This window comes from Pseudonocardia oceani (assembly GCF_019263585.2).
In the GTDB taxonomy this organism is placed as follows: Bacteria; Actinomycetota; Actinomycetes; order Mycobacteriales; family Pseudonocardiaceae; genus Pseudonocardia; species Pseudonocardia oceani.
This window is the reverse complement of record NZ_JADQDF010000001.1, coordinates 6,519,539-6,542,231: the sequence shown is the minus strand read 5'-3', so window position 1 is coordinate 6,542,231 and position 22,693 is coordinate 6,519,539. Positions and strand designations below refer to the sequence as shown.

Below are 22,693 nucleotides of genomic sequence, written 5' to 3'. Positions count from 1 at the left end.
CTGGTGGGGCCACCCGGCCCAGCAGCAGGAGCACGATGCTCAACGTCTTCGCACGCGTGCACGTCAACCGCGTCGTCCAGCCCCTCGGACGCTGGCTGGTCGCGCGCGGGGTCACCCCGAACGCGGTCACCGTGATCGGGACGGTCGGCACGGTCGCCGCGGCGCTCTGGTTCCTGCCGCGCGGCGAACTGTTCGTGGGCACCCTCGTCATCTGGTTCTTCGTGATGTTCGACATGATCGACGGCGCGATGGCGCGCGCCCGCGGCCGCAACAGCCCGTTCGGGGCGGTGCTCGACTCCACGTGCGACCGCCTCGCCGACGGCGCACTGTTCGCCGCGCTGGCCTGGTGGGCGCTGGGGACCGGGCAGCAGCGGCTCGTCGGGATCGCGGCGCTGATCTGCCTGGTCGCGGGCTCGCTGGTGTCCTACGTCAAGGCGCGGGCCGAGGGGGCCGGGCTGTCGGCCGACGGCGGGCTCGTCGAGCGCCCCGAGCGGCTGATCCTCGGCCTCGTCGGCAGCGGACTGGAGGGTCTCGGCGTCCCGTACGCGCTGGCGGTGGCCCTGTGGCTGCTCGCGGCGGCGTCCCTGTGGACGTTCGGGCAGCGGATCGTCGCGGTGCACCGCAGCGCGCAGCAGGCCACCCCGGCCGGGCAGGCGTGAGCGTCCGGCCGCGCCTGGTCGACGCCGGCTACGCCGCCGGCTGGGCGGGCGTGCGCCGGGTGCCGGGGCCGCTCGCGCAGTGGCTGTTCCGGCTCGGTGCCGACCGCGCCGTCCGCGGCGACGGGCCCGGCGTCCGGCAGCTGCGCGCCAACCTCGCCCGCCTCGCCCCCGGTGCCGACCTCGACGCGCTCGTCCGGGCCGGTATGCGCAGCTACGCCCGCTACTGGTGCGAGGTCTTCCGGCTGCCCGCGATGGACCTCGCCGACCTGCACCGGCGCACCGACCCGCACGTCCGCGGCGCCGGGCCGTTCCTCGAGGCCCAGGCGAACGGGCGCGGGGTCGTGTTCGCGCTGACCCACAGCGGCAACTGGGACGCCGCCGGCGTCTGGCTCGTCGAGACGCTGCGCGCGCTCGGCCGCGAGCCCGCGTTCACCACGGTCGCGGCGAAGCTGGAGCCGGAGTCGCTGTACCGGCGGTTCGTGGCGTACCGGGAGTCGCTGGGGTTCGAGGTCGTCGCCGCGCAGGACGGCGCCCACGCCTACCGTGCGCTGCACCGGCGGCTGCGCGGCGGCGGGGTCGTCTGCCTGGTCTCCGACCTGGACATGAGCCGCTCCGGCGCCGACGTCGAGCTGTGCGGCGAGCCCGCCCGCGTGCCCGCGGGCGCGGCGCGCCTGGCCGCCGCCACCGGCGCCCTGCTGCTGCCCGCGGTGCCCTCGTTCACCCCCGACGGGTGGGCGCTCGACTTCGCCGCGCCGGTGCCCGTGCCCGACCGCGCGGCCGTCGCGAAGGCGACCCAGGGCGTCGCCGACGCGTTGGGGGCGATGCTCGCGCGGGTGCCCGCCGACTGGCACATGCTGCAACCGATCTGGACCGCGGACCGGCCGTGAGCGGGCTCCGGGTCGGGATGGTCTGCCCCTACTCGCTCGACGTGGCCGGCGGGGTGCAGGCGCACGTCCTGGACCTCGCGCACGCGCTCGTCGCCGCGGGCCACGAGGTCGACGTGCTGGCGCCCGCGTCGCCGGGCACGCCGGTGCCGCCGTTCGTCACCCGTGCCGGGCGGGCGGTGTCGGTGCCCTACAACGGGTCCGTCGCGCGTGTGCGGTTCGGGCCGGTGTCCTACGGGCGGGTCCGGCGGTGGCTGGGGGAGCACTCGTTCGACGTCCTGCACCTGCACGAGCCCACGACCGTCAGCCTGTCGGTGCTGACCCTGCTGGCCGGACAGGGCCCCATCGTCGCCACCTTCCACACCGCCACCGACCGCTCCCGCGCCCTCAGCGCGCTCGGCGGGGTGCTGCGGCCGCTGATGGAGAAGGTGACGGCGCGGATCGCCGTGTCGCCCACGGCCCGCGCGGTGCAGGTGCGCCACCTCGGCGGCGACGCGGTCGAGATCCCCAACGGCGTCGACGTCGCGCGGTTCGCCGACGGCCCGGTGCTGCCGGTGGCGGGGGAGGTCGTCGGGTTCGTCGGGCGGTTCGACGAGCCGCGCAAGGGCATGCCGGTGCTGCTCGACGCCCTCCGCCTGCTCGCCCCCGACCGCCCCGACCTGCGGCTGCTCGTCGTCGGGCGCGGCGACCCCGACGCCCTGCGCCGCGCGGCCGCCCCGTGGGCCGGGCGCCTCGACGTGCTCGGCCCCGTCGACGACGACGTCAAGGCCGCCGCGCTGCGCTCGGTGCGGGTGCTGTGCGCACCGCACCGCGGCGGGGAGAGCTTCGGCATCGTGCTCACCGAGGCGATGGCCGCCGGGGCGCCGGTGGTCGCCGCCGACCTCGACGCGTTCCGCGCCGTCCTCGGGCCCGCGGGCGTGCTGTTCCCGGCCGGCGACGCCGGGGCGCTGGCCCGCACCCTGGCCGGCCTGCTCGACGACGCCCCCCGCCGCGCCGCGCTGTCGGCCGCCGGGCGGGAGCGGGTGGCGGCCTACGACTGGGCGGTCGTCGCGGCCGACGTGGTGCGGGTGTACCGGGCGGCGCTGGCCGCCGACCCGGGGCGGCGGGCGGGATGAGCCCCCGCGAGTCGGGGTCTGGCTGCGACCGTGTCGGGGTCCCGTGACCACGCTCCCGGTCCTGCTCGTGCTGGCGGCGCTCGCATGCGTCGTCGCGCTGGCGGCCGCGCGGGTCCGCCGGTTGCACCGCCTGCACATCCGGGTCGACGCCGCCCGCGCCGGCCTGGACGCGGCGCTGCGCAGGCGGGCGGAGGCGGCGGTGTGCGCGGGCGGCGCGCTGGGGGAGGCCGCGGCCGCCGCGGCCCGCGCGTCGGGCGTCGACGCGGAACGGGAGGCCGTCGAGAACGACCTGGGCCGCCGGCTCGCCGTGCTCGACCGCGCGGCCCTCCCCGAGCCCCTGCGCACCGAGCTCGCCGAGGCCGAGCGGTACGTCGTGCTCGGGCGCAGCGTCTACCACGACGCCGTGCGCGACACCCTCGACCTGCGCTCCCGCCGGCTCGTCCGCTGGCTGCGCCTCGCCGGGACGGCGCCGCTGCCGGCCTACCTCGACATCGCCGTGACCTCTGCCGCGGCCGGGCGCGCCGCTCCGGGCCCTGACGTAGGATCGAGCCACCGTCCAGCCTGAAACCGCACGTCGAGAGGTACCACCGTGTCGTCGCCCGAGCAGTCCGCAGCCGCCACTACGAGCACCGGCGCCCCCGAGCTGGGCACCGCGCGCGTCAAGCGCGGGATGGCCGAGATGCTCAAGGGCGGCGTGATCATGGACGTGGTCGACGCCACGCAGGCGAAGATCGCGGAGGACGCCGGCGCCGTCGCCGTCATGGCGCTGGAGCGCGTGCCCGCCGACATCCGCGCGCAGGGCGGCGTCGCCCGCATGAGCGACCCGGACATGATCCAGGGCATCGTCGACGCCGTCTCGATCCCGGTCATGGCCAAGGCCCGCATCGGGCACTTCGTCGAGGCGCAGGTGCTGCAGTCGCTCGGCGTCGACTACGTCGACGAGTCCGAGGTCCTCACCCCCGCCGACGAGGCGCACCACATCGACAAGTGGGCGTACACGGTGCCCTTCGTCTGCGGCGCCACCAACCTCGGCGAGGCCCTGCGCCGCATCTCCGAGGGTGCGGCGATGATCCGCTCGAAGGGCGAGGCCGGCACCGGAAACGTCGTCGAGGCCACCCGGCACATGCGTTCGATCCGCGGCGAGATCCGCAAGCTCGCCGCGCTCGACGAGGCCGAGCTGTGGGTCGCGGCCAAGGAGCTGCGCGCGCCGGTCGAGCTGGTCCGCGAGGTCGCGGCGGCCGGCAAGCTGCCCGTCGTCCTGTTCACCGCGGGCGGCATCGCCACCCCCGCCGACGCCGCGATGATGATGCAGCTCGGCGCCGAGGGCGTGTTCGTCGGCTCGGGCATCTTCAAGTCGGGCGACCCGGCGCAGCGGGCCGAGGCCATCGTCAAGGCCACCACGTTCTTCGACGACCCCGACGTCATCGCGAAGGTCTCGCGGGGCCTCGGCGAGGCGATGGTCGGCATCAACATCGACCAGCTCCCGCCCGAGCAGCGCTACGCCGGCCGCGGCTGGTGACCCGTTCTCTCACGCTGCGTGCCCCGGACCGGGTGAGGACCCGGCCCGATGGTGTGACGCACCCGTCCGGAGTCACGCACTGCGCCTAACGTCCGCCCCGTCGATGTGACAGATGGGGATAGGGAGACGCATGAGGCGACAGGTGACGGTAGGTGGCCTGGTGGCCCTCGCGCTGCTGAGCGGGTCCGTGGTGGCGCAGGCCGCCCAGTCCGTTCCTCCGGCGGGGGAGTGCGTGGGCGGGGGAGTGGAGGGTCTGGCGCTGGACGAGCCGGACCCGGACGACGCGGACTCGGGGGATGACTCCGGTGACGAGTCGGGTGACGACTCGGGCTCGGACGACGATGCCCCCGCCGACGATGCCCCCGCCGACGGCGCCCCCGCCGACGGCGCCACCGACGAGGCTCCGGCCGACACCGCCGCCCTCCGGCAATTCCCGCCGCTCCGGCCGGCGCCGCCTGCGTGACCGCGGCCGAATCGCTCGGCTGGGGCAGTCCCGCGCTGGCCGACGAGTTCGACGGCCTCCTCGGCGGCGACTGGCGCGTCTACTCCGGCACCGGCTTCGACGGGCAGGGCACCCGCACCGCCGAGGCCCTGAGCGTCTCCGAGGGCGTCCTCACGATCACCGGCGACGCCGAGGGCAACACCGGCGGGATGGCGTGGAGCACCGGCCAGGAGTACGGCCGCTGGGAGGCGCGGGTGCGCACCCCCGCCGGTGACCCGTCGTACAACCCGGTCCTGCTGCTCTGGCCCGACGACCCGGCCGCCGCCGGTCAGGAGATCGACTTCCTCGAGGTCCTCGACCCCACCCGTCAGACCGCCAACGCCTTCGTCCACCCCGGCGGTGGGTCGGCGGCGGAGGCAGGCGAGGTCGCGGTCGACGGCACCGCGTGGCACACCTGGGCCGTCGAGTGGACCCCCACCTCGGTCACCACCTACGTCGACGGCACCGAGTGGTGGCGCCTCGACGACCCCGCCCTCCTGCCCTCGGGCCCCATGCACCTGTGCGTCCAGCTCGACTGGTTCCCCACCGCAGGCGCGACGGTCCAGGAGTCCTCGATGCAGGTCGACTGGGTCCGGCAGTACGCCCTCCCGGCCACCCCCGCCGACCCCGGCACCCCCGCGGAGTCGGGCGCCCCGACCGACCCTGCCCCTCCCGCCGACACGGCGACGCCGGCCGACGCGTCTCCCGCCGGCGCGGCCGCACCGGCTGATATCGCCGCCCCCGCCCCCGCCCCCGCCCCCGCCCCCGCCGACGCAGCACGTCAGGCCGGCGCCGCTGCGCCCGCTGACCCGACGGCACCCGCGGACGTGACGGCACCCGCCGATCCGGCACCGGCCGCAGACGCCCCCGCGGCCACCGAGGGCGTCGCCATGACGGAAGGCGTCCGCCTCGCCGAGGGCGCCCCCGACCTCCCCGCCCGCCCCGGCATCGTCGGCCACGCCGTCGCCGCACCTCGCCGCTGACCACCTCAGTCCCCAGCGAGACGCCGGTTCTTCTGCCGCACACGACTCCCACCGGTGGGCGGCGCGCGGAACCGGTGCGCAGCCCCGATCGCCGCCCGAACCGGCGATCGGGGCTCGATGTCGTCCAGGGCTGGGCGGCGACGGCCGGCATCCGCGGTGATCGCCGAGAGTGCGACGTGGCTGTCGCCCGAGGGACCGTAGCGGTGCGGTCCTGGTGATCACCGTCGCGATGATCACCGCCGGCCGCACCTCAGCGCAGTGGGGACGACGGTGGTGTGCGGTAGAACGCGATCACGGACGGAGGGGCGCAGTGCCCGGGCACGTGATCACCGCAGGCCGCACTCCAGCGCAGTGGGGACGACCGTGGTGTGCGGTGGAACGCGATCACTGCCGCGGGGCGCAGTGCCCGGGCGCGTGATCGCCGAGAGTGTGACGTGGTGGTCGTCCGGCCGACCGTGGCTGTGCGGTTCCGACGATCACCGCCGCCGTGATCGCCACCCACCGCACCTCAGCGCAGTGGGAACAACCGTGGCGTGCGACCGACCGCGATCAAGGCCAGCCACCGTCACACGTACTCCATCACCAGCACCGCGCCCGACCCCGCCACCAGCGCCTGGTAGACGTGCGGCCGGTCCCCGGGGAAGCGGGCGTAGTCACCCACCCCCAGCTCCACCTCCTCACCCGCCGGCCCGGCCCGCCACCGACCCGCGGTGACGAGCAGGTGCTCGGTCGTCCCCCGGATGTGGGCGTGCGCCTCCCGCGCCGCACCGGGCTCCGCCGTGATCACGTGCAGGTCGCGCCGCGCCCCGGGCGGACAGGCGGCGAGGAGGGTGCCGGTGAAGGGGGCGTGCTCGGACGGGAGGGCGAGGCCCTCGCCCGCGCGGATCACCCGGACCGGCGACCCGGCCGGGTCGACGAGCCGGCTGAACGGCACGTCGAGCACCACGGCGATCGCCCACAGCGTCTCCACGCTCGGGTTGCCGGTGCCCGACTCGAGCTGCGAGAGCGTCGACTTCGCGATCCCGGCCCGCCGCGCGAGCTCGGTCAGCGACAGGCCCATCCGCTCGCGCTCGCGGCGGAGGGCGGCGGCGATGGCGGCGAGAGGTGCTGTTCGTTCCATCGGTCTCCACGTTCGGGTTGACGAACACCGGTCGGGTGTTCAGCATAAGCGACATGCGTTCGCTGAATCGAACGGACGGTCTGCGCGACGTGCTCGCGCTCGCCTCCGCGGTCGGGGTGGTCGGGGCGTCGTTCGGCGCGCTCGCCGCCGCGGCGGGGATCCCGCTCGGACTGGCGTCGGGGATGTCGCTGCTCGTGTTCGCCGGGGGCTCGCAGTTCCTGGTCGTGAGCGTGGTCGCGGCGGGTGGGAGCCCGGTGGCCGCGGTCGTCGCCGGGTTGCTGATCAACGCCCGGCACCTGCCGTTCGGGCTGGCGATGTCCCCGGTGGTCGGCACCTCCTGGCCCGCGCGGCTGCTCGGCGCGCACGTGCTGATCGACGAGTCCGTCGCGTTCGCCCGCTCCCGCGGCGCCGGCGCCCGCCGCGCGTTCTGGATGTGCGGGATCGCGCTGTTCGTCTTCTGGAACGTCGGCACGCTGGTCGGCGTGCTGGCCGGGGCGGCGGTGCCCGACACCGACGCGTTCGGCATCGACGCCGCCTTCCCCGCCGCGCTGATCGCGCTGCTGGTCCCGGCGCTGCGCGAGGCCGACGCGCGCCGGGTCGGGCTGACGGCCGCTGCGGTCGCGCTCGTCGCCACGCCGTTCCTGCCCCCGGGCCTGCCGGTGCTGGTCGGGCTCCTGGGCCTGGCCGCCGCGGGGAAGGCGCCCGCCGCCACCGGAGGATCCCGATGACCTGGTGCGCCGTCCTCGTCCTCGCCGCGGGCACCTACCTGCTGCGCCTGTCCGGGCTCGTGCTGCGCGAGCGGATGTCGCTGTCCCCGCGCACCGAGCGCCTGCTCGACCTCGGCGCCACCGCCCTGCTCGTCGCGCTGCTGGCCACGGCCGCCCTCACCCAGGACGGCGGCTTCGCCGGCTGGGCGCGCACCGGGGGCGTCGCCGTCGGGGCGCTCGCGGCGTGGCGGCGGGTGCCGTTCGTGCTGGTCGTGGTGCTGGCCGCCGCCACCACCGCGGGCCTGCGGCTCCTCGGGGTGCCGTGACCGCTCCCGTAGGGGAGGCTCGGCGGGTGCACTGTCTGGTGATCGGGGCGACCGGCTACGTCGGCGCCCGGCTCGTGCCCCACCTCCGCTCCGCCGGCCACGCCGTGCGGGTGCTCGTGCGGGACGAGGCCAAGCTCGACCGGCTGCCGTGGGCCGACGACGTCGACCGCGTCGTCGGCGACGTCGCGTCGGCCGCCGAACGCGCCTGCCGCGGTGTCGACGCCGTGTTCTACCTCGTGCACTCCATGGACGGCCCCGGCTACGCCGACCGCGACCGCCGCGCCGCCGAGCAGCTCGCCGCCGCCGCGGGGGCCGCGGGCGTGCGCCGCGTCGTCTACCTCGGCGGTCTCCAGCCGGCCGGTGACGCCAACTCCGAGCACCTGGCCTCCCGCCGCGAGACCGGCGAGGCGTTGCTGGCCGGGCCGGTGCCCGCCGCCGTGCTGCAGGCCGGGATCGTCGTCGGCGCGGGCTCCGCGAGCTTCGAGATGATCCGCCACCTCGCCACGATCTCCCCGGTCCTGCCGCTGCCCGACCGCGCGTGGAACGCCGTGCAGCCCATCGGCATCGACGACGTGCTGCACCACCTCACCGCCTGCCTCGACCTCCCCGACGACGTCAACCGCACCTTCGACATCGGCGGCGCGGAGGTCCTGTCCTTCCGCGAGCTGATGACCGGGTTCGCCACGGCCGCGGGGCGCCTGCGGCCGGTGACGCTCCCGGTGCCGGTGAGCGCGCCGCGGCTGTTCGCCCGGGCGGTGCAGGCGCTGACCCCCGTCGACCGGCACCTGGCCGGTCCGCTACTGGAGTCGATGGCCCACGACCTGATCGTCCGGGACGACCCGCCGGACGGCCCGCCGCCCGGCGGCCCCACCCCCTACGCCGAGGCGGTGCGCCGCGCGCTGGCCGAGGAGGGCGCGGCCGGCCGTGTCGCCACCGACCTGCCCGAGCCCGAGCTCGACAGTGCGCACGTCGAGTCCGTCGACGCTCCCGCGGGCGTGCTGTGGGACGTCATCCGCGGGATCGGCGGGGAGAACGGCTGGTACACCGTGCCCGGGGTGTGGGCGCTGCGCGGCGGGATCGACCGCCTGCTCGGGGGTGTCGGCGCCCGGCGCACGACGCCCGCGCGGCTGGAGAAGGGGGCGGCGCTGGACTGGTGGCGCGTCGAGGAGGTCGACGAGGGCCGCTCGCTCACGCTGCGTGCGGAGACGAAGCTGCCCGGGACGGTGTTCCTGGAGCTGCGCGCCGAGCCCGTCGACGCCCTGACCAGTCGCTACGTGCAGACCGTGCGGTTCCTGCCGGACGGCCTCACCGGGCGCGCCTACTGGTACGCCCAGCTCCCCGCGCACGAGTTCGTGTTCGGCGTAATGGCCCGGACGATCGCCGGGGTGGCGCGCACTACCGCGCGTCGACGGGCACGGCCGGCCTGACCAGCCGCCGGGCCGCGGGCAGCGCCAGCAGCGCCGCGGCCACGGCGACGATCACCGTCAGCACGGCGAGCGGGCGCGTGAAGCCGTCGGCGCCGCCTGCCACCGAGAGCAGCAGCGGCACGCCGAAGCCGAGGTAGGCGCAGGCGTAGAACGTGCCGGTCAGCGCGCCGCGGGCGGTGGGCGAGGCGAGCTCGCCGACCATCGTCAACCCGGCGGCCAGGCACAGCCCGTAGCCGACGCCGAGCAGCAGCGCCACCGGCACGAGCAGCGGCCACGCCCCGGTGGCCACGCCGACCAGCGCCAGCCCGAACCCGGCGGCACCGATGGCGAGGCCGGTGGGCCCGGCGGCGACGTAGCCGATGCGGCGCCCCAGCGGCTGCGCGAACACCCCCGTCAGCAGCGTCACCCCGGCCACGAGCCCGGTGATCGCCACCGCGATCTCCGGCATCGAGGGCGTGAGCAGCAGCGGCAGGACCGTGACCGCGGTGGACGGGAACGTGAACACCCCGATCGCGACGGGCAGCACGACCAGCGCGAACGCCGTTCGCGCGCCGGGCGGGACGCCGAGGTCGACGATCTTGCCGCGGCGGCGGTCGGCGGGCGCGAGCGTCTCCGGGACGCTCGGCAGCAGCACCAGCCCGACGACCATCAGCACGACGTGCACGAGGTAGGGCAGCACCGTCGGCAGCGGCAGCCACTGGGCCATCAGTCCCGACACGAGCGGCCCGATCGCCCAGCCGCCGCCCAGCGCCGCGGTGGTGAGGCGGGCGGCGCGGGCGGAGTCGCCGACGAGCTCGCCGAGCCAGGCCGTGCCGACGCTGAACACCACGCCCGACACCGCGCCCTGCAGGAACCGCCCGACGAACAGCAGCACGACCGACCCGGACGCCCCGAGGAACAGCAGCGAGGTGACGATCGACAGCACCACGAACGGCACGACGACGGGACGCCGCCCGAAGCGGTCCGACGCCGGGCCGGCGAGCAGCAGCGCGGGTACGAGCCCGGCCGCGTAGACGCCGAACGCGCCGGTCAGGGCATCCGACGACAGGCCGAGCAGATCGCGGTAGACCAGCAGCAGCGGCGTCGGGACGTTCGTCCCGAAGGCCACCACGAACACGGCCGTCCACAGCCGCAGCACCGCGTTCCGTCGCACCGGGCCATCATGCGCCATCACCCCTGCGAGTGGATACGAGTGATGGAGCACTCGTCTCCGCTCACGGGTCGGTGGCCGCGTCGTAGCGCGCGAACCCACGGGTGAAGGTGGCCGTGCCCGACGTCGTCGCGCGCAGGTCGACCGCGTAGCGCAGCAGCTCGGTGCACGGCACCTCGGCGCGCACCACGCTGCGCCCCGGGCCCGCGACCTCGGTGCCGAGCACGCGCCCGCGCCGGGCCGAGAGGTCGCCGAGCACCGCGCCCAGGTGCTCGTCGGGGATGCGGACGACGACCTCGTCGAACGGCTCCAGCAGCACCGTGCCGCACGCCGCCGCGGCCTCGCGCAGCGCCAGCGCGCCGGCGGTCTGGAACGCCGCGTCGGAGGAGTCGACGGAGTGGGCCTTGCCGTCGACCAGCGTCGCGCGGACGTCGACGACGGGGTGGCGCTCGTCGTCCAGGCCCCGCTCGAGCTGCGCGCGGATGCCCTTCTCGACGCTGGGCACGAACTGCGTCGGCACCGCCCCGCCGACGACCGCGGACCGGAACTCGAACCCCGCGCCGCGCGGCAGCGGCTCGAACTCGACGTGGCACACCGCGTACTGCCCGTGCCCGCCGCTCTGCTTGACGTGGCGCCCGGTGACGCGCGCCGGCCCGGCGAGCGTGGCGCGCATCGGCACCCGCACCGGTTCGGTGTCGACGCCGATCCCGGAGCCGCCCGCGCCGCCCGCGCGCAGTCGCGACAGCACGACGTCGGCGTGCGCCTCGCCCATGCACCACAGCACGGTCTGGTGGGTCTCGGGATTGCGCTCGAGCACCAGCGTCGGGTCGGCGGCGACGATCCGGCCCAGCGTGCGCACCAGCGCGTCCTCGTCGCCGCGGGTCCGCGGGACGACCGCGACGGGCAGCAGCGGCTCGGGCAGGTCCCAGCACGAGAGCAGCAGCGGGTGGGCGGCGTCGGAGACCGTGTCGCCGGTCTCGGCCGACCCCAGCTTCGTCAGCGCCGCGATGTCGCCCGCCACCACGGCGTCGACCTCGTGCAGCGCGGCTCCGAGCGGCACGTGGACGTGCGCGAGCCGCTCGTCGTCGTCGTGGTCGTGCTCGCCCGCTCGTTGGCGGGGAACCGCGGTATGGCCGCTCACGTGCACCACGGTGTCCGGCCGCAGCGTCCCGGAGAACACGCGGACCAGCGACACCCGCCCGACGTAGGCGTCGGCGGCGGTGCGCACGACCTCCGCGGCGAGCGGGCCGTCGGGGTCGGCCGTGAGCGGCTCGTGCGGGCTGCCGTCGACCCCGGACACGGCCGGCAGCGGGTGCTCCAGCGGCGACGGGAACCCGCCCGCGAGCACCTCCAGCAGCGCGTCGAGCCCGATCCCGCCCGCCGCGCACACCGGCACCACGGGGTGGAACGCGCCGCGCGCGACCGCCGTCTCCAGGTCGTCGACCAGCGTCGCGAACTCGATGTCCTCGCCGCCGAGGTAGCGCTCCATCAGCGACTCGTCCTCGGACTGCTCGATGATCCCCTCGATCAGCGACGCGCGCGCCTCGCGCGAGCCGGGCGGCGCCTGCCCGGCCGGGGTGCGGGAGAGCAGGCCGTAGATGCCGGTGAGCCGCTCGCCGATGCGGATCGGCAGGTAGAGCGGCGCGACGCCGTCACCGAAGGACGCCTGGCAGGCGGCGATGGTGGCCTCCAGATCGGCGCGGGGCCCGTCGCAGCGGGCGACGACGACGGCCCGCGGCATCCCCACCGCGGCGCACTCCTCCCACTGCGCGACGGTCGCGGGGTCGATGCGGCCCTCGCGCCCCTCGTCGGCGGGGAGGACGAACAGCGCGGCGTCGGCGGCGCGCAGGCCCGCGCGGAGCTCGCCGACGAAGTCGCCGTAGCCGGGGGTGTCGATCAGGTTGATCTTGATGCCGTCGTGGACGACCGGCGCCACGGACAGCGCGACCGAGCGCTGCTGGCGGACCGCGGCGGGGTCGTGGTCGCAGACCGTCGTGCCGTCGGCAACCGAACCCGCCCGCGGGACCGTGCCGGTGTGCGCGAGCAGCGCCTCGACCAGCGTCGTCTTCCCCGACCCGGACGGCCCGACGAGGACCACGTTGCGGATCTGCGCGGGGGAGACGGGTGCCGCCACCGTCCGCGTCCGTGCTCCCGATGCTCTGCCGGCCATGATGACCACCTCGTCCCCGTCGACGTGTGCTCCATCTCACACCCGGCGGCCGTCGCGGGACAAGGGTTCCGGCGGCGGGACCACAACGGACAGAACCCGGCCCCCCTCGCGCACGGCGGTAGGGTTCCGCGCGTGGCAGTTCCCGGTCCCGGTTATGCGATCACCGCCCGCGTCGAGGTCCCGTCGTCCGCGAGCGCGGCAGGCGATCTCACGATGGCCGTCGGGCGTGTCGGGGGTGTCGTCACCGCGTTCGACGTGGTCGAGGCGGCCACCGCCACGCTCGTCGTCGACATCTCGTGCAACGCGCTGAACGAGGCGCACGCGCAGGAGATCACCGCGGCGCTGGAGGGGCTGCCCGGCGTCCACGTCCGCAAGGTCTCCGACCGGACGTTCCTGCTGCACCTGGGCGGCAAGATCGAGGTGACGTCGAAGGTCGGCCTCCGCAACCGCGACGACCTCTCCCGCGCCTACACCCCCGGCGTCGCCCGGATCTGCCAGGCGATCGCGGCCAACCCGGCCGACGCGCGCCGGCTGACGATCAAGCGCAACACCGTCGCCGTCGTCACCGACGGGTCGGCGGTGCTCGGGCTGGGCAACCTCGGCGCGGCCGCCGCGATGCCGGTGATGGAGGGCAAGGCGGCGCTGTTCAAGCGCTTCGCGGGCGTCGACGCCTGGCCGGTCTGCCTGGACACCCAGGACACCGAGGAGATCATCCGGACCGTCCAGATCCTCGCCCCGGCCTACGGCGGCATCAACCTCGAGGACATCGCCGCCCCGCGCTGCTTCGAGATCGAGGCGCGGCTGCGCGAGCTGCTCGACATCCCCGTCTTCCACGACGACCAGCACGGCACCGCCGTCGTCGTGCTCGGCGCCCTGCGCAACGCGCTGCGCGTCGTCGACAAGAAGCTCACCGACTGCAAGGTCGTGGTGTGCGGCGTCGGCGCGGCGGGGTCGGCGATCATCCGGCTGCTGCAGTCGGGGCTGCGTCGAGAGGATCCGGCGGGTGACGTGCTCGCCGTCGACATCGACGGGATCGTGCACGCCGACCGTCCCGGCCTCGACGACAACCTGGCCTCCATCGCGTCGATGACCAACCGCTCCGGCGCCACCGGCAGCCTCGCCGACGCCCTCGTCGGGGCCGACGTGTTCATCGGCGTCTCGGCGCCCAACCTCTTCGGCGCCGACGAGCTCGCGACGATGGCGCCCGACGCCGTCGTGTTCGCCCTGGCCAACCCCGACCCCGAGGTCGACCCGGCGGTCGCGCTGCAGCACGCGGCGGTCGTCGCGACGGGGCGGTCGGACTACCCGAACCAGATCAACAACGTGCTGGCGTTCCCCGGGGTGTTCCGCGGGCTGCTCGACGCCCAGGCCCGCGACATCACCGACGCCATGCTGCTCGCCGCGTCGGCCGCGATCGCCGACGTGGTCACCGAGCCGAACGCGAGCTTCATCGTGCCCAGCGTGTTCGACGCCTCCGTGGCGCCGGCCGTCGCCGAGGCCGTGCGGGCGGCGACGGCGAAGAAGGACGTGGCGCCGGTCTGACGCCGGTGTGACGACGGTCCCCGGCCTCGGGCCCGGGGGCCCCGGCGGACGGCGATTACCCTGGTCGGCGTGGTTCCCGTGATCGGAGTGCTGGCCCTGCAGGGTGACGTCCGCGAGCACCTGGCCGCCGTGACGGCGTGCGGTGCGCGGGCGGTGGCGGTGCGCCGCCCGTCGGAGCTCGACGCCGTCGACGCGATCGTCCTGCCCGGCGGCGAGTCGACGACGATGAGCCGGCTGCTCACGACGTTCGAGCTGCTCGACCCGCTGCGCGAGCGCATCGCGTCGGGGATGCCGACCTACGGCTCGTGCGCCGGGATGATCCTGCTCGCCCGCGACGTCCTCGACGGCCGCCCCGACCAGGAGCAGCTCGGCGGCCTCGACGTCGTCGTGCGCCGCAACGCCTTCGGCCGCCAGGTCGACTCGTTCGAGACCGACCTCGACGTCGACGGCGTCCCCGGCGCCCCGGTGCGCGCGGTGTTCATCCGCGCGCCGTGGGTGGAGTCGGCGGGCGACGGGGTGGAGGTGCTGGCCACGGTGCCCGAGCGCACCGTCGCGGGCCGGGGCACCGGTGCGGCCGCGGGCCGGATCGTGGCGGTGCGGCAGGGGTCGGTGCTGGCGACGGCCTTCCACCCCGAGCTCACCGGCGACCACCGGGTGCACGCGGCGTTCTGCGCGATGGTGGCGGGGAGCACGGCGGCGGCCTGAGGGCCTGCGCCCCCGCCGCGCCCCACCCCACCCCCACCCCCACCCCCACCCCCGCCCCCGTGACAGTGGAGTGGCTTTACTGGCGTCCAGTGGCAGTAAAGCCACTCCACTGTCACGGGGGCCGGCGCGCGGGCGGGGACGCTCAGCGCCGCTCGGTCCAGTGCAGGCCGGGTGGGCGGGGGCGGCCGGTCGCGGCCTCGTGGGCGGCTCGCAGCTCCCGCAGCACCTCCGGCCGGTCGTCGCGCAGCCGTCGGGCGACGGTCGGCAGGACCGCCACCCCCGCCGCGGCGAACCGGGCGGACTTGGCCTGCTCCCGGGCGTAGTCCGCCGGCTTGAGGTGCCAGGCGATCGAGTTGATCTCCCACGCGAGCGCGACGTCGTCCCACCACGCGTCGGCCACGCCCAGGAAGCGGCCGGACCCGTCGTGCACCGCGACGTTCCACAGCGGCTCCGGGAGTCCGGACCGGGCCCACAGCTTCTGGGCGTCCAGCTCGGCAGCCGACCGTATGCCGTCGCGAACCGCCCGGACCACCCGCCGCGGAGTGGCCGAACCGTGCTGGCCGTGGGCGTCGAGCTCGTCGGCGATCTCGGCGACGGTGCACAGGCCCCGCTGCACGGCGTCGGAGAAGAGCTCGGCGATCTCGCGTTCGTCGCGCAGCGTCCGCGATCCGTCGGCCAGCGCCCGCGGGAGCGGAGCCAGCGGGACCCCGCCCCGGCGGACGGCCACCGGCATGTGCCGCGTCCGGTCCACCCGCACGAACCACGTGTGCCGCACCTGGCGGTCGTCGGGCACGAGCAGTTGCAGCTTGCGTCCCGCGGGTGGTCCACGGCGAACGCCCTGGCGCAGGCAGGCGGCGAGGCCGGTGAGCACCGCCCGGGGACCGCCGTGCAGGAGCGCGGCCGTGACGAGCTGGTCCTCGGTCGGCTCGCCCGTGCACAGCAGGACGATGCCGGGAGCGAGGCGCTGCCACGGCCCGCCGTCGCGGCAGCGCCGGTACACCGTGGACTCCGACAGCCCCATCTCCACCAGTACCCGCGCCGCGATGACGCCACCCCGCGACGCCGCCCACAGCGCGGCGCGGTCGGGCCCGGACCCTCGTCTCATGCCGGGAGGATGAGCGCGGACCCGGCCACGCCGTGGCGGAACAGCACAACTGCCCCCGCGTCGACCGCTCCCGCCCCGCGCGCCGCAGCCCGCCCCGCCCCGCCCGCCCCCGCTGACAGTGAAGTGGCTCTACTGCCGCCCAGTGACAGTAAAGCCACTCCACTGTCACAAGGCGGGGGCGCTGGAGGAGCGCGGCGGGGGCGGGCGCTGCTGCGGCGGGGTTTTCCTGCCCGTCACCTCTCACCCCCTCGCGTAACCCGACGCTGTTCCGGGGGAAACGCCCCTGCCACACGTCGGCTGTGTCCTTGTCCCACGCGATCACGAGGTCCCAGGGCGACGACGACCGGGACGGACGCGGCCGAACCCCTCCGCAGGACCCCCACCAGAAGGGCACCACCATGACCACGACCGTCGGACTGACCGAGACCGAGAAGCAGAGCCTCGAGGAGATCGCGCACCCGTCGCTGCCGGAGGGCTCGTCGATCTACGGCGGCACCAAGGTCTTCCCGGACTACCAGGCCGAGGACGGCGAGACCTACTTCACCCTCGTCCACGGCATCGCGCACGAGTCGTCGGTCAGCTTCGTCGCGATCCTGCAGGCCACCCGCGCGCAGCGGAAGGGCTTCGAGTCGGCCATCTACTTCTACGGCCCCGGTTCGCTCAACTGCCTGGCCACCCGCGGCTTCCCGACCACCGGCAACTCCGCGTTCCCCGGCGAGCACAACATCAACAGCTCGCTCAAGACGTTCATCGACGAGGGCGGCAAGGTCTACTGCTGCCGCTTCGGCCTGTCGCTGCACGGCGCCCGCGAGGAGGACCTCATCGAGGGTGTCATCCCGACGCACCCCCTCGACGTCCAGGACGCCCTGATCCACTACGCCCGCAAGGGCGCGATCATCAACTCCACCTACATGTTCTGAGAGGCCGGCGTGAGCATCGTTGATCTCGGGATCCCGCTGACGACGAGGTCGGCACTGGCTGTACGGGGGGTGCGGACCCCCACCGCGGTCCGCCGCGGGCCGGGTGCCGGGCCGAGCGACGACGGGCACCTCGTGATCGACGGTGCGAACGTCACGCTCCCCATCGACCCCGGCAGCCCCTACGTCGTGCGCGACGGCCGCATCTACGACGGCGAGCTCGACCTGGGCGTCGCCGCGGAGCCGGTGCGCCGGCCCGCCTTCTACGACCTGACCACGGCCGACGGCGTCCGCTACGAGCAGATCGCCCTGCTCCACGGCGCCGACGTCCTGGCCAGCACCGTCGTGCAGACCTGCATCCGCTACGCCGAGGCGGAGCGCTGCCGGTTCTGCGCGATCGAGGAGTCGCTGCGCGCGGGCAGCACCGTCGCCGCCAAGACCCCGGCGCAGCTCGCCGAGGTGGCGGAGGCGGCGGTGCGGCTCGACGGCGTCCGGCAGATGGTGCTCACGACGGGCACCACCGCCGGGCCCGACCGCGGCGCGAAGCACCTGGTCCGCTGCGTGCGCGCGGTGCTCGACGCCGTGCCCGGGCTGCCGGTGCAGGTGCAGATCGAGCCCCCCGGCGACCTCGACACCATCGACGAGCTCAAGGCCGCAGGTGCCACGTCCATCGGCATCCACGTCGAGTCGACCGACGACGTCGTGCGTCGCGCGTGGATGCCGGGCAAGGGATCGGTGCCCATGGCCGAGTACGAGGCCGCGTGGGACCGCGCCGTCGCCGTGTTCGGCCGCAACCGCGTCTCGACCTACCTGCTCATCGGGCTGGGGGAGGACCCGGACGAGCTCGTGGCCGGGGCCGCGTCGCTGGTCGAGCGCGGCGTCTACCCGTTCGTCGTGCCGTTCCGGCCGCTGCCGGGCACCCTCGCGGTGCGCGACGGCGCCGCCGGGCCGACCGCCGAGGTCGTCGCCGACGTGACCTCGCGCGTGGCCCGCCTGCTGCGCGCCGCCGGGATGTCGGGCGCCGACCAGGGCGCCGGGTGCGCCGCCTGCGGGGCGTGCAGCGCGCTGCCGGCGGCCGGGGGATGACGGCGGGTCTCGGGCTGGGCGAGGTCCTCACCGGCGCCCCGCCCGCCCGCCCGGCCTTCACGATCGAGCAGACCGGCGACGTCGCGGCGTACCGCGCGCTGCGCCGGGAGGTGTTCGTCGAGGAGCAGGGCCTGTTCGGCGGCCCGGGGACCGACGGCACCGACCGCGACGACCGCGACGACGACCCGCGCCTGGTCGTCCTCGTCGCCCACGACCGCGACGGCACCCTTCTCGGCGGCGTCCGACTCGGACCGGTCACCGATCACGACATCGGCTGGTGGTTCGGCGGCCGGCTCGCCGTGACCCACGCGGGGCGCCGCCTGCGCGGGGTCGGAGCGGCGCTGGTCCGCGCGGCCCGCGCGCACGCCGAGGCGGCGGGCGCCCTGCGCTTCGACGCCGAGGTGCAGGCGGCCAACGAGCGCTACTTCGCGCGCCTGGGCTGGCGCCGCGTCCGCGAGGTCACCGTCGCCGGGCGTCCGCACGTCCTCATGCGCGCCCCGGTCGGCCGCCTCGCCGCCGCGGCCGCGAGCAAGCAGCCCCTCGGTGGCCTGCTCGACGGCCTCCACCTCGGCGGCGCGGGCTTCGTTGGCGACGACGGCGCCCCCGTCCCCGGCACGGACGTCATCGCCGCGTGCGACGCGATCCTGCCGTCGATGGTCGAGCGCGACCCGGAGTGGGCCGGCTGGTGCGGCGTGCTCGTCAACCTCAACGACCTGGCCGCGATGGGCGCCGCCCCGCTCGGCCTGCTCGACTCCGTCGCCGGGCGCGACGCCGCGTTCGTCGGCCGCGTGCTCGCCGGACTGCGCGACGCCGCCCGCGCCTACGACGTGCCGGTCCTGGGCGGTCACACGCAGCTCGGCGTGCCCGCGGCGCTGTCGGTCACGGCGCTGGGCCGCACCGATGCGCCCGTCCCCGGCGGGGGCGGGCGGCCCGGGCAGCGCGTCCGGCTCACCGCCGACCTCGGCGGCGGCTGGCGTCCCGGCTACTCCGGGCGCCAGTGGGACTCCACCAGCACCCGCCGGACGTCCGAGCTGCGGGCGATGCTCGGCGCGGTCGGCGCCGCCCGGCCGGCGGCGGCCAAGGACGTCTCCATGGCCGGCGTCGCGGGCACGCTCGGGATGCTGGCCGAGGCGGGCGGCTGCGGGGCCGTGCTCGACGTCGCCGCCGTCCCGCGCCCGGCCGGCGCCACCGCGGGCGACTGGCTCACCTGCTTCCCCGGGTTCGCCGTCCTCACCGCCGACGACGCCGGCCGCCCCGCCCTCGACGCCGGACCGGCGACGGGCGCGGAGTGCGGCGAGCTCGTGCCCGGCGGCGGCGTGGCGCTGCGCTGGCCCGACGGCGAGCTGACCGACGCGCTCCCGGCCGCGGTCACCGGCATGGGTCGGGCGTGACCGCCGTCCGCGGGACCTGACGGTGCCCCGGCTCGCGGCCGTCGCCGCCGCGTTCGGCCGCGACCTCGACCACGCCGTCGAGCGCGTCGCCACCCTCGTCGGGCACGCGCGCCGCGACGGCGTCGACCTGCTCGTCCTGCCCGACGCCGCCCTCGGGGGCTACCTCACGCAGCTGGGCCCCGGCGCCGAGCCGCCGCCCGCGCTGGAGCCCGACCACCCCGCGCTGCTCGCCGTGCGGGCGCTCGCCGGCGACATGATCGTGTGCGTCGGCTACCGCGAGGCCGACCGCGGCCGCTGCTACAACACCGCCGTCTGCCTGCACGGCGACGGCGTGCTGGGCACGCACCGCAAGGTGCACCAGCCGCCGGGGGAGTCGGGCGTCTACGCGGCGGGTGACGCCTTCACCGCCTTCGACACCCCGGTCGGACGCCTGGGGATGTTGATCGACTACGACAAGACGTTCCCCGAGGCGGCCCGCGCGCTGGCCCTGGACGGCGCGCAGGTCCTCGCGTGCCTGTCGGCGTGGCCCACGAACGTCACCCACCGCGCGTCGCGGGTGAACCAGGACCGCCAGTCGCGGCTGTTCGACCTCTACGACCGCGCGCGGGCGGCGGAGAACCAGGTCGTGCTCGTGTCGTCGAACCAGACCGGGACGCTCGGCGGGATGCGCTTCCTGGGGCAGGCCAAGGTGGTCGGGCCCGGTGGCGACGTGTTGGCCCGCACGTGGGCGAAGGCCGGGATCGCGGCCGCGGACGTGGACGTCGACGCCGAGGTGGGGTCGGCCCGGCGCGTCCTGCACCACCTCGACGAGCGGCGGCCCGGTGCCTACCGCTGAGCGCGTCGCCCTGCTGACGTACTCGACGAAGCCCCGCGGCGGCGTCGTGCACACGCTGGCGCTGGCCGAGGCACTCGTCGACCGCGGCGTCGACGTCACCGTGTGGAGCCTCGGCCGCGGCGGCGACCGCGCGTTCTTCCGGCCCGTCGACCCGCGGGTCGCGGTGCGGCTGGTGCCGCTGCCCGGGATCGACGGCGAGACGGTGGGCGAGCGCGTCCTGCGGTCGATCGCGGTGCTCGGGGCCGCGTTCGAGGGCGCCTACGACGTCGTGCACGCCCAGGACTGCATCACCGCGAACGCGGCGGCCGCGGCCGGTCGCACGGGCGTCGTCCGGACCGTCCACCACATCGACCACTTCACGACCCCCGAGCTCGCCCGCTGCCACGAGCGCGCGATCCGCGAGCCGTCCGCGCACGTCACGGTCTCGGCCGCGGTCGCGGCGGAGCTGCGCGAGGGGTGGGGATCGGGGCGACGGTGATCGGCAACGGCGTCGACGCGGCCCGGTTCGCCGTGGCCGCCGGGCCGGCCGGGGCGCCGGCGCGCGCGGCGTGGTCGGCGCGGCTGGGGCGGTACGTGCTGGCCGTCGGCGGGATCGAGCCGCGCAAGGGCAGCCTCGCGCTGCTGGAGGCGTATGCGCTGCTGCGGCGGGAGCACCCGGACGTGGCGCTGGTCGTCGCGGGCGGGGAGACGGTCTTCGACCACCGCGCCTACCGCGCGGAGTGGGAGGCCCGGGCCGCCGCGCTCGGCGTCGAGCCGGTGGTGCTCGGTCCCGTCGACGACGCCGTGCTGCCGCCGCTCGTCGCCGCGGCCGCCGCGTTCGCCTTCCCGTCGACGAAGGAGGGGTTCGGGCTGGCCGCGATGGAGGCGCTGGCGGCCGGGGTGCCGCTGGTGGTGTCGGACCTGCCGGTGCTGCGCGAGACGTTCGACGGGGCCGCCGAGTTCGCCGCCGACCCGCCCGCGCTCGCCGCCGCGCTGGACCGCGCCCTCACCGCGCCCGACCCCGCCCGGCGCTCCGCGGGACGGGCGCTGGCCGCCCGGTGCACCTGGTCCGAGGCCGCCGCTCGGCACGTGGACTTCTACCGTTCGTTGCCGGCGGGAGGTCACCGGTAGGCTCGACCGAGCACTTGCGGAAGGGATCAACCATGAGCGAGCTTGCGAGCGAATCGTTTGCGCAGCGCCCACGCGAAGCGTCACCCGAGCGCAGCGAGGGTGTGCGATGAGCGGCCACTCCAAGTGGGCTACCACCAAGCACAAGAAGGCCGTCATCGACGCCCGCCGCGGCAAGATGTTCGCGAAGCTGATCAAGAACATCGAGGTCGCCGCGCGCACCGGCGGCGGTGACCTCGAGGGCAATCCGACGCTGTTCGACGCCGTGCAGAAGGCGAAGAAGAGCTCGGTCCCCAACGACAACATCGACCGCGCCCTCAAGCGCGGGTCGGGCCAGGACGCGGGCGGCGCCGACTACCAGTCGATCACCTACGAGGGCTACGGCCCCAACGGCGTCGCGCTGCTCATCGAGTGCCTCAGCGACAACCGCAACCGGGCCGCCACCGAGGTCCGCGTCGCGATGACCCGCAACGGCGGCGCGATGGCCGACCCGGGCTCCGTGGCGTACCTGTTCACGCGCAAGGGCGTCGTGATCGTGCCGAAGGCGGCCACTCCCGATGGGCCCAGCCTGACCGAGGACGACCTGCTCCTCGCCGTGCTCGACGCGGGCGCCGAGGAGGTCAACGACCTGGGCGAGAGCTTCGAGGTCGTCTCCGAGGCCACCGACCTCATCGCGGTGCGCACGGCGCTGGTCGACGCGGGCATCGAGTACGACTCCGCCGACCCCACCTTCATCCCGTCGATGAGCATCCCGCTCGACGCCGAGGGCGCCCGCAAGGTCTTCCGCCTCATCGAGGCGCTGGAGGACAGCGACGAGGTGCAGAACGTCTACGCGAACTTCGACGTGAGCGACGAGGTGATGGCCGAGGTGGGCTGAGCCCACCCCGCCACCCCCGCGAATCGCGCTCTCGTTGCGCGCGAGTCGCGGGGGGAGCGGCGCGTTCGGGACGCTGTGGTCGTCACGGCCGCCGCGAACAGCCACCGCTTACCGATTCGCGCGTCAGCGGGTGCGGAACACCGCCACCCGCGCCGGCCGCACCGATCGACCGCCCGCGTCCAGGCCCGGTTCCAGCAGCGCCGCCACCGTGCGGTCGGCGGCGGGGTCGTCGGTCGCCACCACCTCCGCCGCCTCCATCTGCGTCCCGCGGAACGCGGAACCGGGCTCCGGGGCCACCACCGCGCCCCCGCGCCCGACGATGAGGCGCTCCAGCCCGCCCGCGACGGCGGCGAAGGCGGTGCGCTCGCGGCGGGAGCGGGCGGTGGCGGCGCAGGCGCTCGCGTCGGTGAACAGGGCGTGCAGGTCGACCAGCAGCGCCATGTCCGGGCCCGCCGGGGCCGGCGCGTCGGCGAGGGCGGCCAGCGCGGCGGACTGGCGGGTGAGCAGCCGGGCGACGTCGTCGATCTTGTCGGCGAGGTCCCGGGCGGAGGGTTCCGGGGCCGTGGGCACCCTCCGACGCTATCGCT

Annotated in this window: 24 protein-coding genes; 19 read left to right on the top strand and 5 right to left on the bottom strand. The window is 75.8% G+C overall.

The window, feature by feature from the left end; translation table 11 throughout:
• Positions 1 to 35 precede the first annotated feature (35 nt).
• The 7 genes from pgsA to I4I82_RS32695 all read left to right on the top strand — a co-directional run bounded on the left by pgsA (position 36) and on the right by I4I82_RS32695 (position 5,641).
• A complete protein-coding gene (gene pgsA / locus I4I82_RS32725; RefSeq protein WP_218593721.1) occupies positions 36 to 659 on the top strand; it encodes a phosphatidylinositol phosphate synthase in 624 nt (207 codons plus the stop codon).
• The gene (locus I4I82_RS32720; protein WP_218593722.1) at positions 656 to 1,546 is read left to right on the top strand and encodes a phosphatidylinositol mannoside acyltransferase; all 891 of its coding nucleotides are present in this window, start codon (positions 656 to 658) and stop codon (positions 1,544 to 1,546) included. Before pgsA ends, I4I82_RS32720 begins: the two co-directional genes overlap by 4 nt.
• 17 nt (positions 1,547 to 1,563) lie before the next feature.
• Positions 1,564 to 2,658 carry a glycosyltransferase family 4 protein gene (locus I4I82_RS32715; RefSeq protein ID WP_218593724.1) on the top strand — a complete coding sequence of 365 codons (1,095 nt, stop codon included), beginning with the start codon at positions 1,564 to 1,566 and terminating at the stop codon, positions 2,656 to 2,658.
• A 43-nt stretch (positions 2,659 to 2,701) separates the two neighbouring features.
• Positions 2,702 to 3,223: an NUDIX hydrolase gene (locus I4I82_RS32710; RefSeq protein ID WP_226370393.1), complete on the top strand. Its 522-nt coding sequence runs from the start codon at positions 2,702 to 2,704 to the stop codon at positions 3,221 to 3,223.
• A 24-nt stretch (positions 3,224 to 3,247) separates the two neighbouring features.
• Complete coding sequence (pdxS, locus tag I4I82_RS32705) at positions 3,248 to 4,177, top strand: pyridoxal 5'-phosphate synthase lyase subunit PdxS (protein ID WP_218593723.1); 930 nt, start codon at positions 3,248 to 3,250, stop codon at positions 4,175 to 4,177.
• Positions 4,178 to 4,337: 160 nt separating this feature from the next.
• Positions 4,338 to 4,640 (top strand): hypothetical protein, encoded by a 303-nt coding sequence (locus I4I82_RS32700; protein ID WP_218596371.1) that lies wholly within the window; start codon positions 4,338 to 4,340, stop codon positions 4,638 to 4,640.
• Positions 4,637 to 5,641, top strand: coding sequence for a glycoside hydrolase family 16 protein (locus tag I4I82_RS32695; RefSeq protein ID WP_218596370.1), 1,005 nt, complete (start codon positions 4,637 to 4,639; stop codon positions 5,639 to 5,641). Before I4I82_RS32700 ends, I4I82_RS32695 begins: the two co-directional genes overlap by 4 nt.
• Before the next feature lie 565 nt (positions 5,642 to 6,206).
• On the opposite strand, the gene I4I82_RS32690 is transcribed toward I4I82_RS32695, so the two are convergent.
• On the bottom strand, positions 6,207 to 6,761 hold the full coding sequence (locus I4I82_RS32690) for a helix-turn-helix domain-containing protein (protein ID WP_218596369.1): 555 nt from the start codon (positions 6,759 to 6,761) through the stop codon (positions 6,207 to 6,209).
• Positions 6,762 to 6,814: 53 nt separating this feature from the next.
• Between I4I82_RS32690 and I4I82_RS32685 the strand changes: the two genes are divergently transcribed.
• The 3 genes from I4I82_RS32685 to I4I82_RS32675 are packed head-to-tail and all read left to right on the top strand — an operon-like array spanning position 6,815 to position 9,221.
• Positions 6,815 to 7,489: an AzlC family ABC transporter permease gene (locus I4I82_RS32685; protein WP_218593074.1), complete on the top strand. Its 675-nt coding sequence runs from the start codon at positions 6,815 to 6,817 to the stop codon at positions 7,487 to 7,489.
• Complete coding sequence (locus tag I4I82_RS32680) at positions 7,486 to 7,794, top strand: AzlD domain-containing protein (RefSeq protein WP_218593073.1); 309 nt, start codon at positions 7,486 to 7,488, stop codon at positions 7,792 to 7,794. The genes I4I82_RS32685 and I4I82_RS32680 overlap by 4 nt, the downstream gene beginning before the upstream one ends.
• Positions 7,795 to 7,832: 38 nt before the next feature.
• Entirely contained in the window at positions 7,833 to 9,221 is a 1,389-nt protein-coding gene (locus I4I82_RS32675) for an SDR family oxidoreductase (RefSeq protein WP_267461586.1), read from the top strand.
• Here I4I82_RS32675 and I4I82_RS32670 read toward each other — a convergent pair.
• Together I4I82_RS32670 and I4I82_RS32665 are read right to left on the bottom strand one after the other, a co-directional pair.
• Complete coding sequence (locus tag I4I82_RS32670) at positions 9,190 to 10,374, bottom strand: MFS transporter (protein WP_218593071.1); 1,185 nt, start codon at positions 10,372 to 10,374, stop codon at positions 9,190 to 9,192. The two genes, I4I82_RS32675 and I4I82_RS32670, sit on opposite strands and share 32 nt — an antisense overlap.
• Before the next feature lie 61 nt (positions 10,375 to 10,435).
• Positions 10,436 to 12,541 (bottom strand): elongation factor G-like protein EF-G2, encoded by a 2,106-nt coding sequence (locus I4I82_RS32665; protein ID WP_218593070.1) that lies wholly within the window; start codon positions 12,539 to 12,541, stop codon positions 10,436 to 10,438.
• Positions 12,542 to 12,673: 132 nt separating this feature from the next.
• On the opposite strand from I4I82_RS32665, the gene I4I82_RS32660 reads away from it, so the two are divergent.
• A complete protein-coding gene (locus I4I82_RS32660) occupies positions 12,674 to 14,083 on the top strand; it encodes an NAD-dependent malic enzyme (protein ID WP_218593069.1) in 1,410 nt (469 codons plus the stop codon).
• 60 nt (positions 14,084 to 14,143) lie between these two features.
• Positions 14,144 to 14,788: a pyridoxal 5'-phosphate synthase glutaminase subunit PdxT gene (pdxT, locus tag I4I82_RS32655; protein ID WP_218593076.1), complete on the top strand. Its 645-nt coding sequence runs from the start codon at positions 14,144 to 14,146 to the stop codon at positions 14,786 to 14,788.
• A gap of 142 nt (positions 14,789 to 14,930) precedes the next feature.
• Here the strand turns inward: pdxT and I4I82_RS32650 are convergent, their stop codons facing one another.
• Positions 14,931 to 15,893, bottom strand: coding sequence for a hypothetical protein (locus I4I82_RS32650; protein WP_218596368.1), 963 nt, complete (start codon positions 15,891 to 15,893; stop codon positions 14,931 to 14,933).
• A 398-nt stretch (positions 15,894 to 16,291) separates the two neighbouring features.
• On the opposite strand from I4I82_RS32650, the gene I4I82_RS32645 reads away from it, so the two are divergent.
• The 7 genes from I4I82_RS32645 (at position 16,292) to I4I82_RS32615 (ending at position 22,106) form a co-directional block, all read left to right on the top strand.
• Positions 16,292 to 16,813: an MSMEG_0572/Sll0783 family nitrogen starvation response protein gene (locus I4I82_RS32645; RefSeq protein WP_218594870.1), complete on the top strand. Its 522-nt coding sequence runs from the start codon at positions 16,292 to 16,294 to the stop codon at positions 16,811 to 16,813.
• Between the two features lie 9 nt (positions 16,814 to 16,822).
• On the top strand, positions 16,823 to 17,896 hold the full coding sequence (locus I4I82_RS32640; protein WP_226370390.1) for an MSMEG_0568 family radical SAM protein: 1,074 nt from the start codon (positions 16,823 to 16,825) through the stop codon (positions 17,894 to 17,896).
• Positions 17,866 to 19,287, top strand: coding sequence for an MSMEG_0567/sll0787 family protein (locus I4I82_RS32635; RefSeq protein WP_226370389.1), 1,422 nt, complete (start codon positions 17,866 to 17,868; stop codon positions 19,285 to 19,287). Before I4I82_RS32640 ends, I4I82_RS32635 begins: the two co-directional genes overlap by 31 nt.
• Positions 19,288 to 19,303: 16 nt before the next feature.
• Positions 19,304 to 20,122, top strand: a complete 819-nt coding sequence (locus I4I82_RS32630) for a carbon-nitrogen hydrolase family protein (RefSeq protein ID WP_218593648.1) — start codon at positions 19,304 to 19,306, stop codon at positions 20,120 to 20,122.
• Positions 20,109 to 20,600 (top strand): glycosyltransferase, encoded by a 492-nt coding sequence (locus tag I4I82_RS32625; RefSeq protein ID WP_226370388.1) that lies wholly within the window; start codon positions 20,109 to 20,111, stop codon positions 20,598 to 20,600. The genes I4I82_RS32630 and I4I82_RS32625 overlap by 14 nt, the downstream gene beginning before the upstream one ends.
• Positions 20,579 to 21,232 (top strand): glycosyltransferase, encoded by a 654-nt coding sequence (locus tag I4I82_RS32620; protein ID WP_226370387.1) that lies wholly within the window; start codon positions 20,579 to 20,581, stop codon positions 21,230 to 21,232. The genes I4I82_RS32625 and I4I82_RS32620 overlap by 22 nt, the downstream gene beginning before the upstream one ends.
• Before the next feature lie 106 nt (positions 21,233 to 21,338).
• Complete coding sequence (locus I4I82_RS32615) at positions 21,339 to 22,106, top strand: YebC/PmpR family DNA-binding transcriptional regulator (protein ID WP_218593646.1); 768 nt, start codon at positions 21,339 to 21,341, stop codon at positions 22,104 to 22,106.
• 123 nt (positions 22,107 to 22,229) lie between these two features.
• Here the strand turns inward: I4I82_RS32615 and I4I82_RS32610 are convergent, their stop codons facing one another.
• Positions 22,230 to 22,676 carry a nucleotide exchange factor GrpE gene (locus tag I4I82_RS32610; protein WP_218593645.1) on the bottom strand — a complete coding sequence of 149 codons (447 nt, stop codon included), beginning with the start codon at positions 22,674 to 22,676 and terminating at the stop codon, positions 22,230 to 22,232.
• Positions 22,677 to 22,693: the final 17 nt, after the last annotated feature.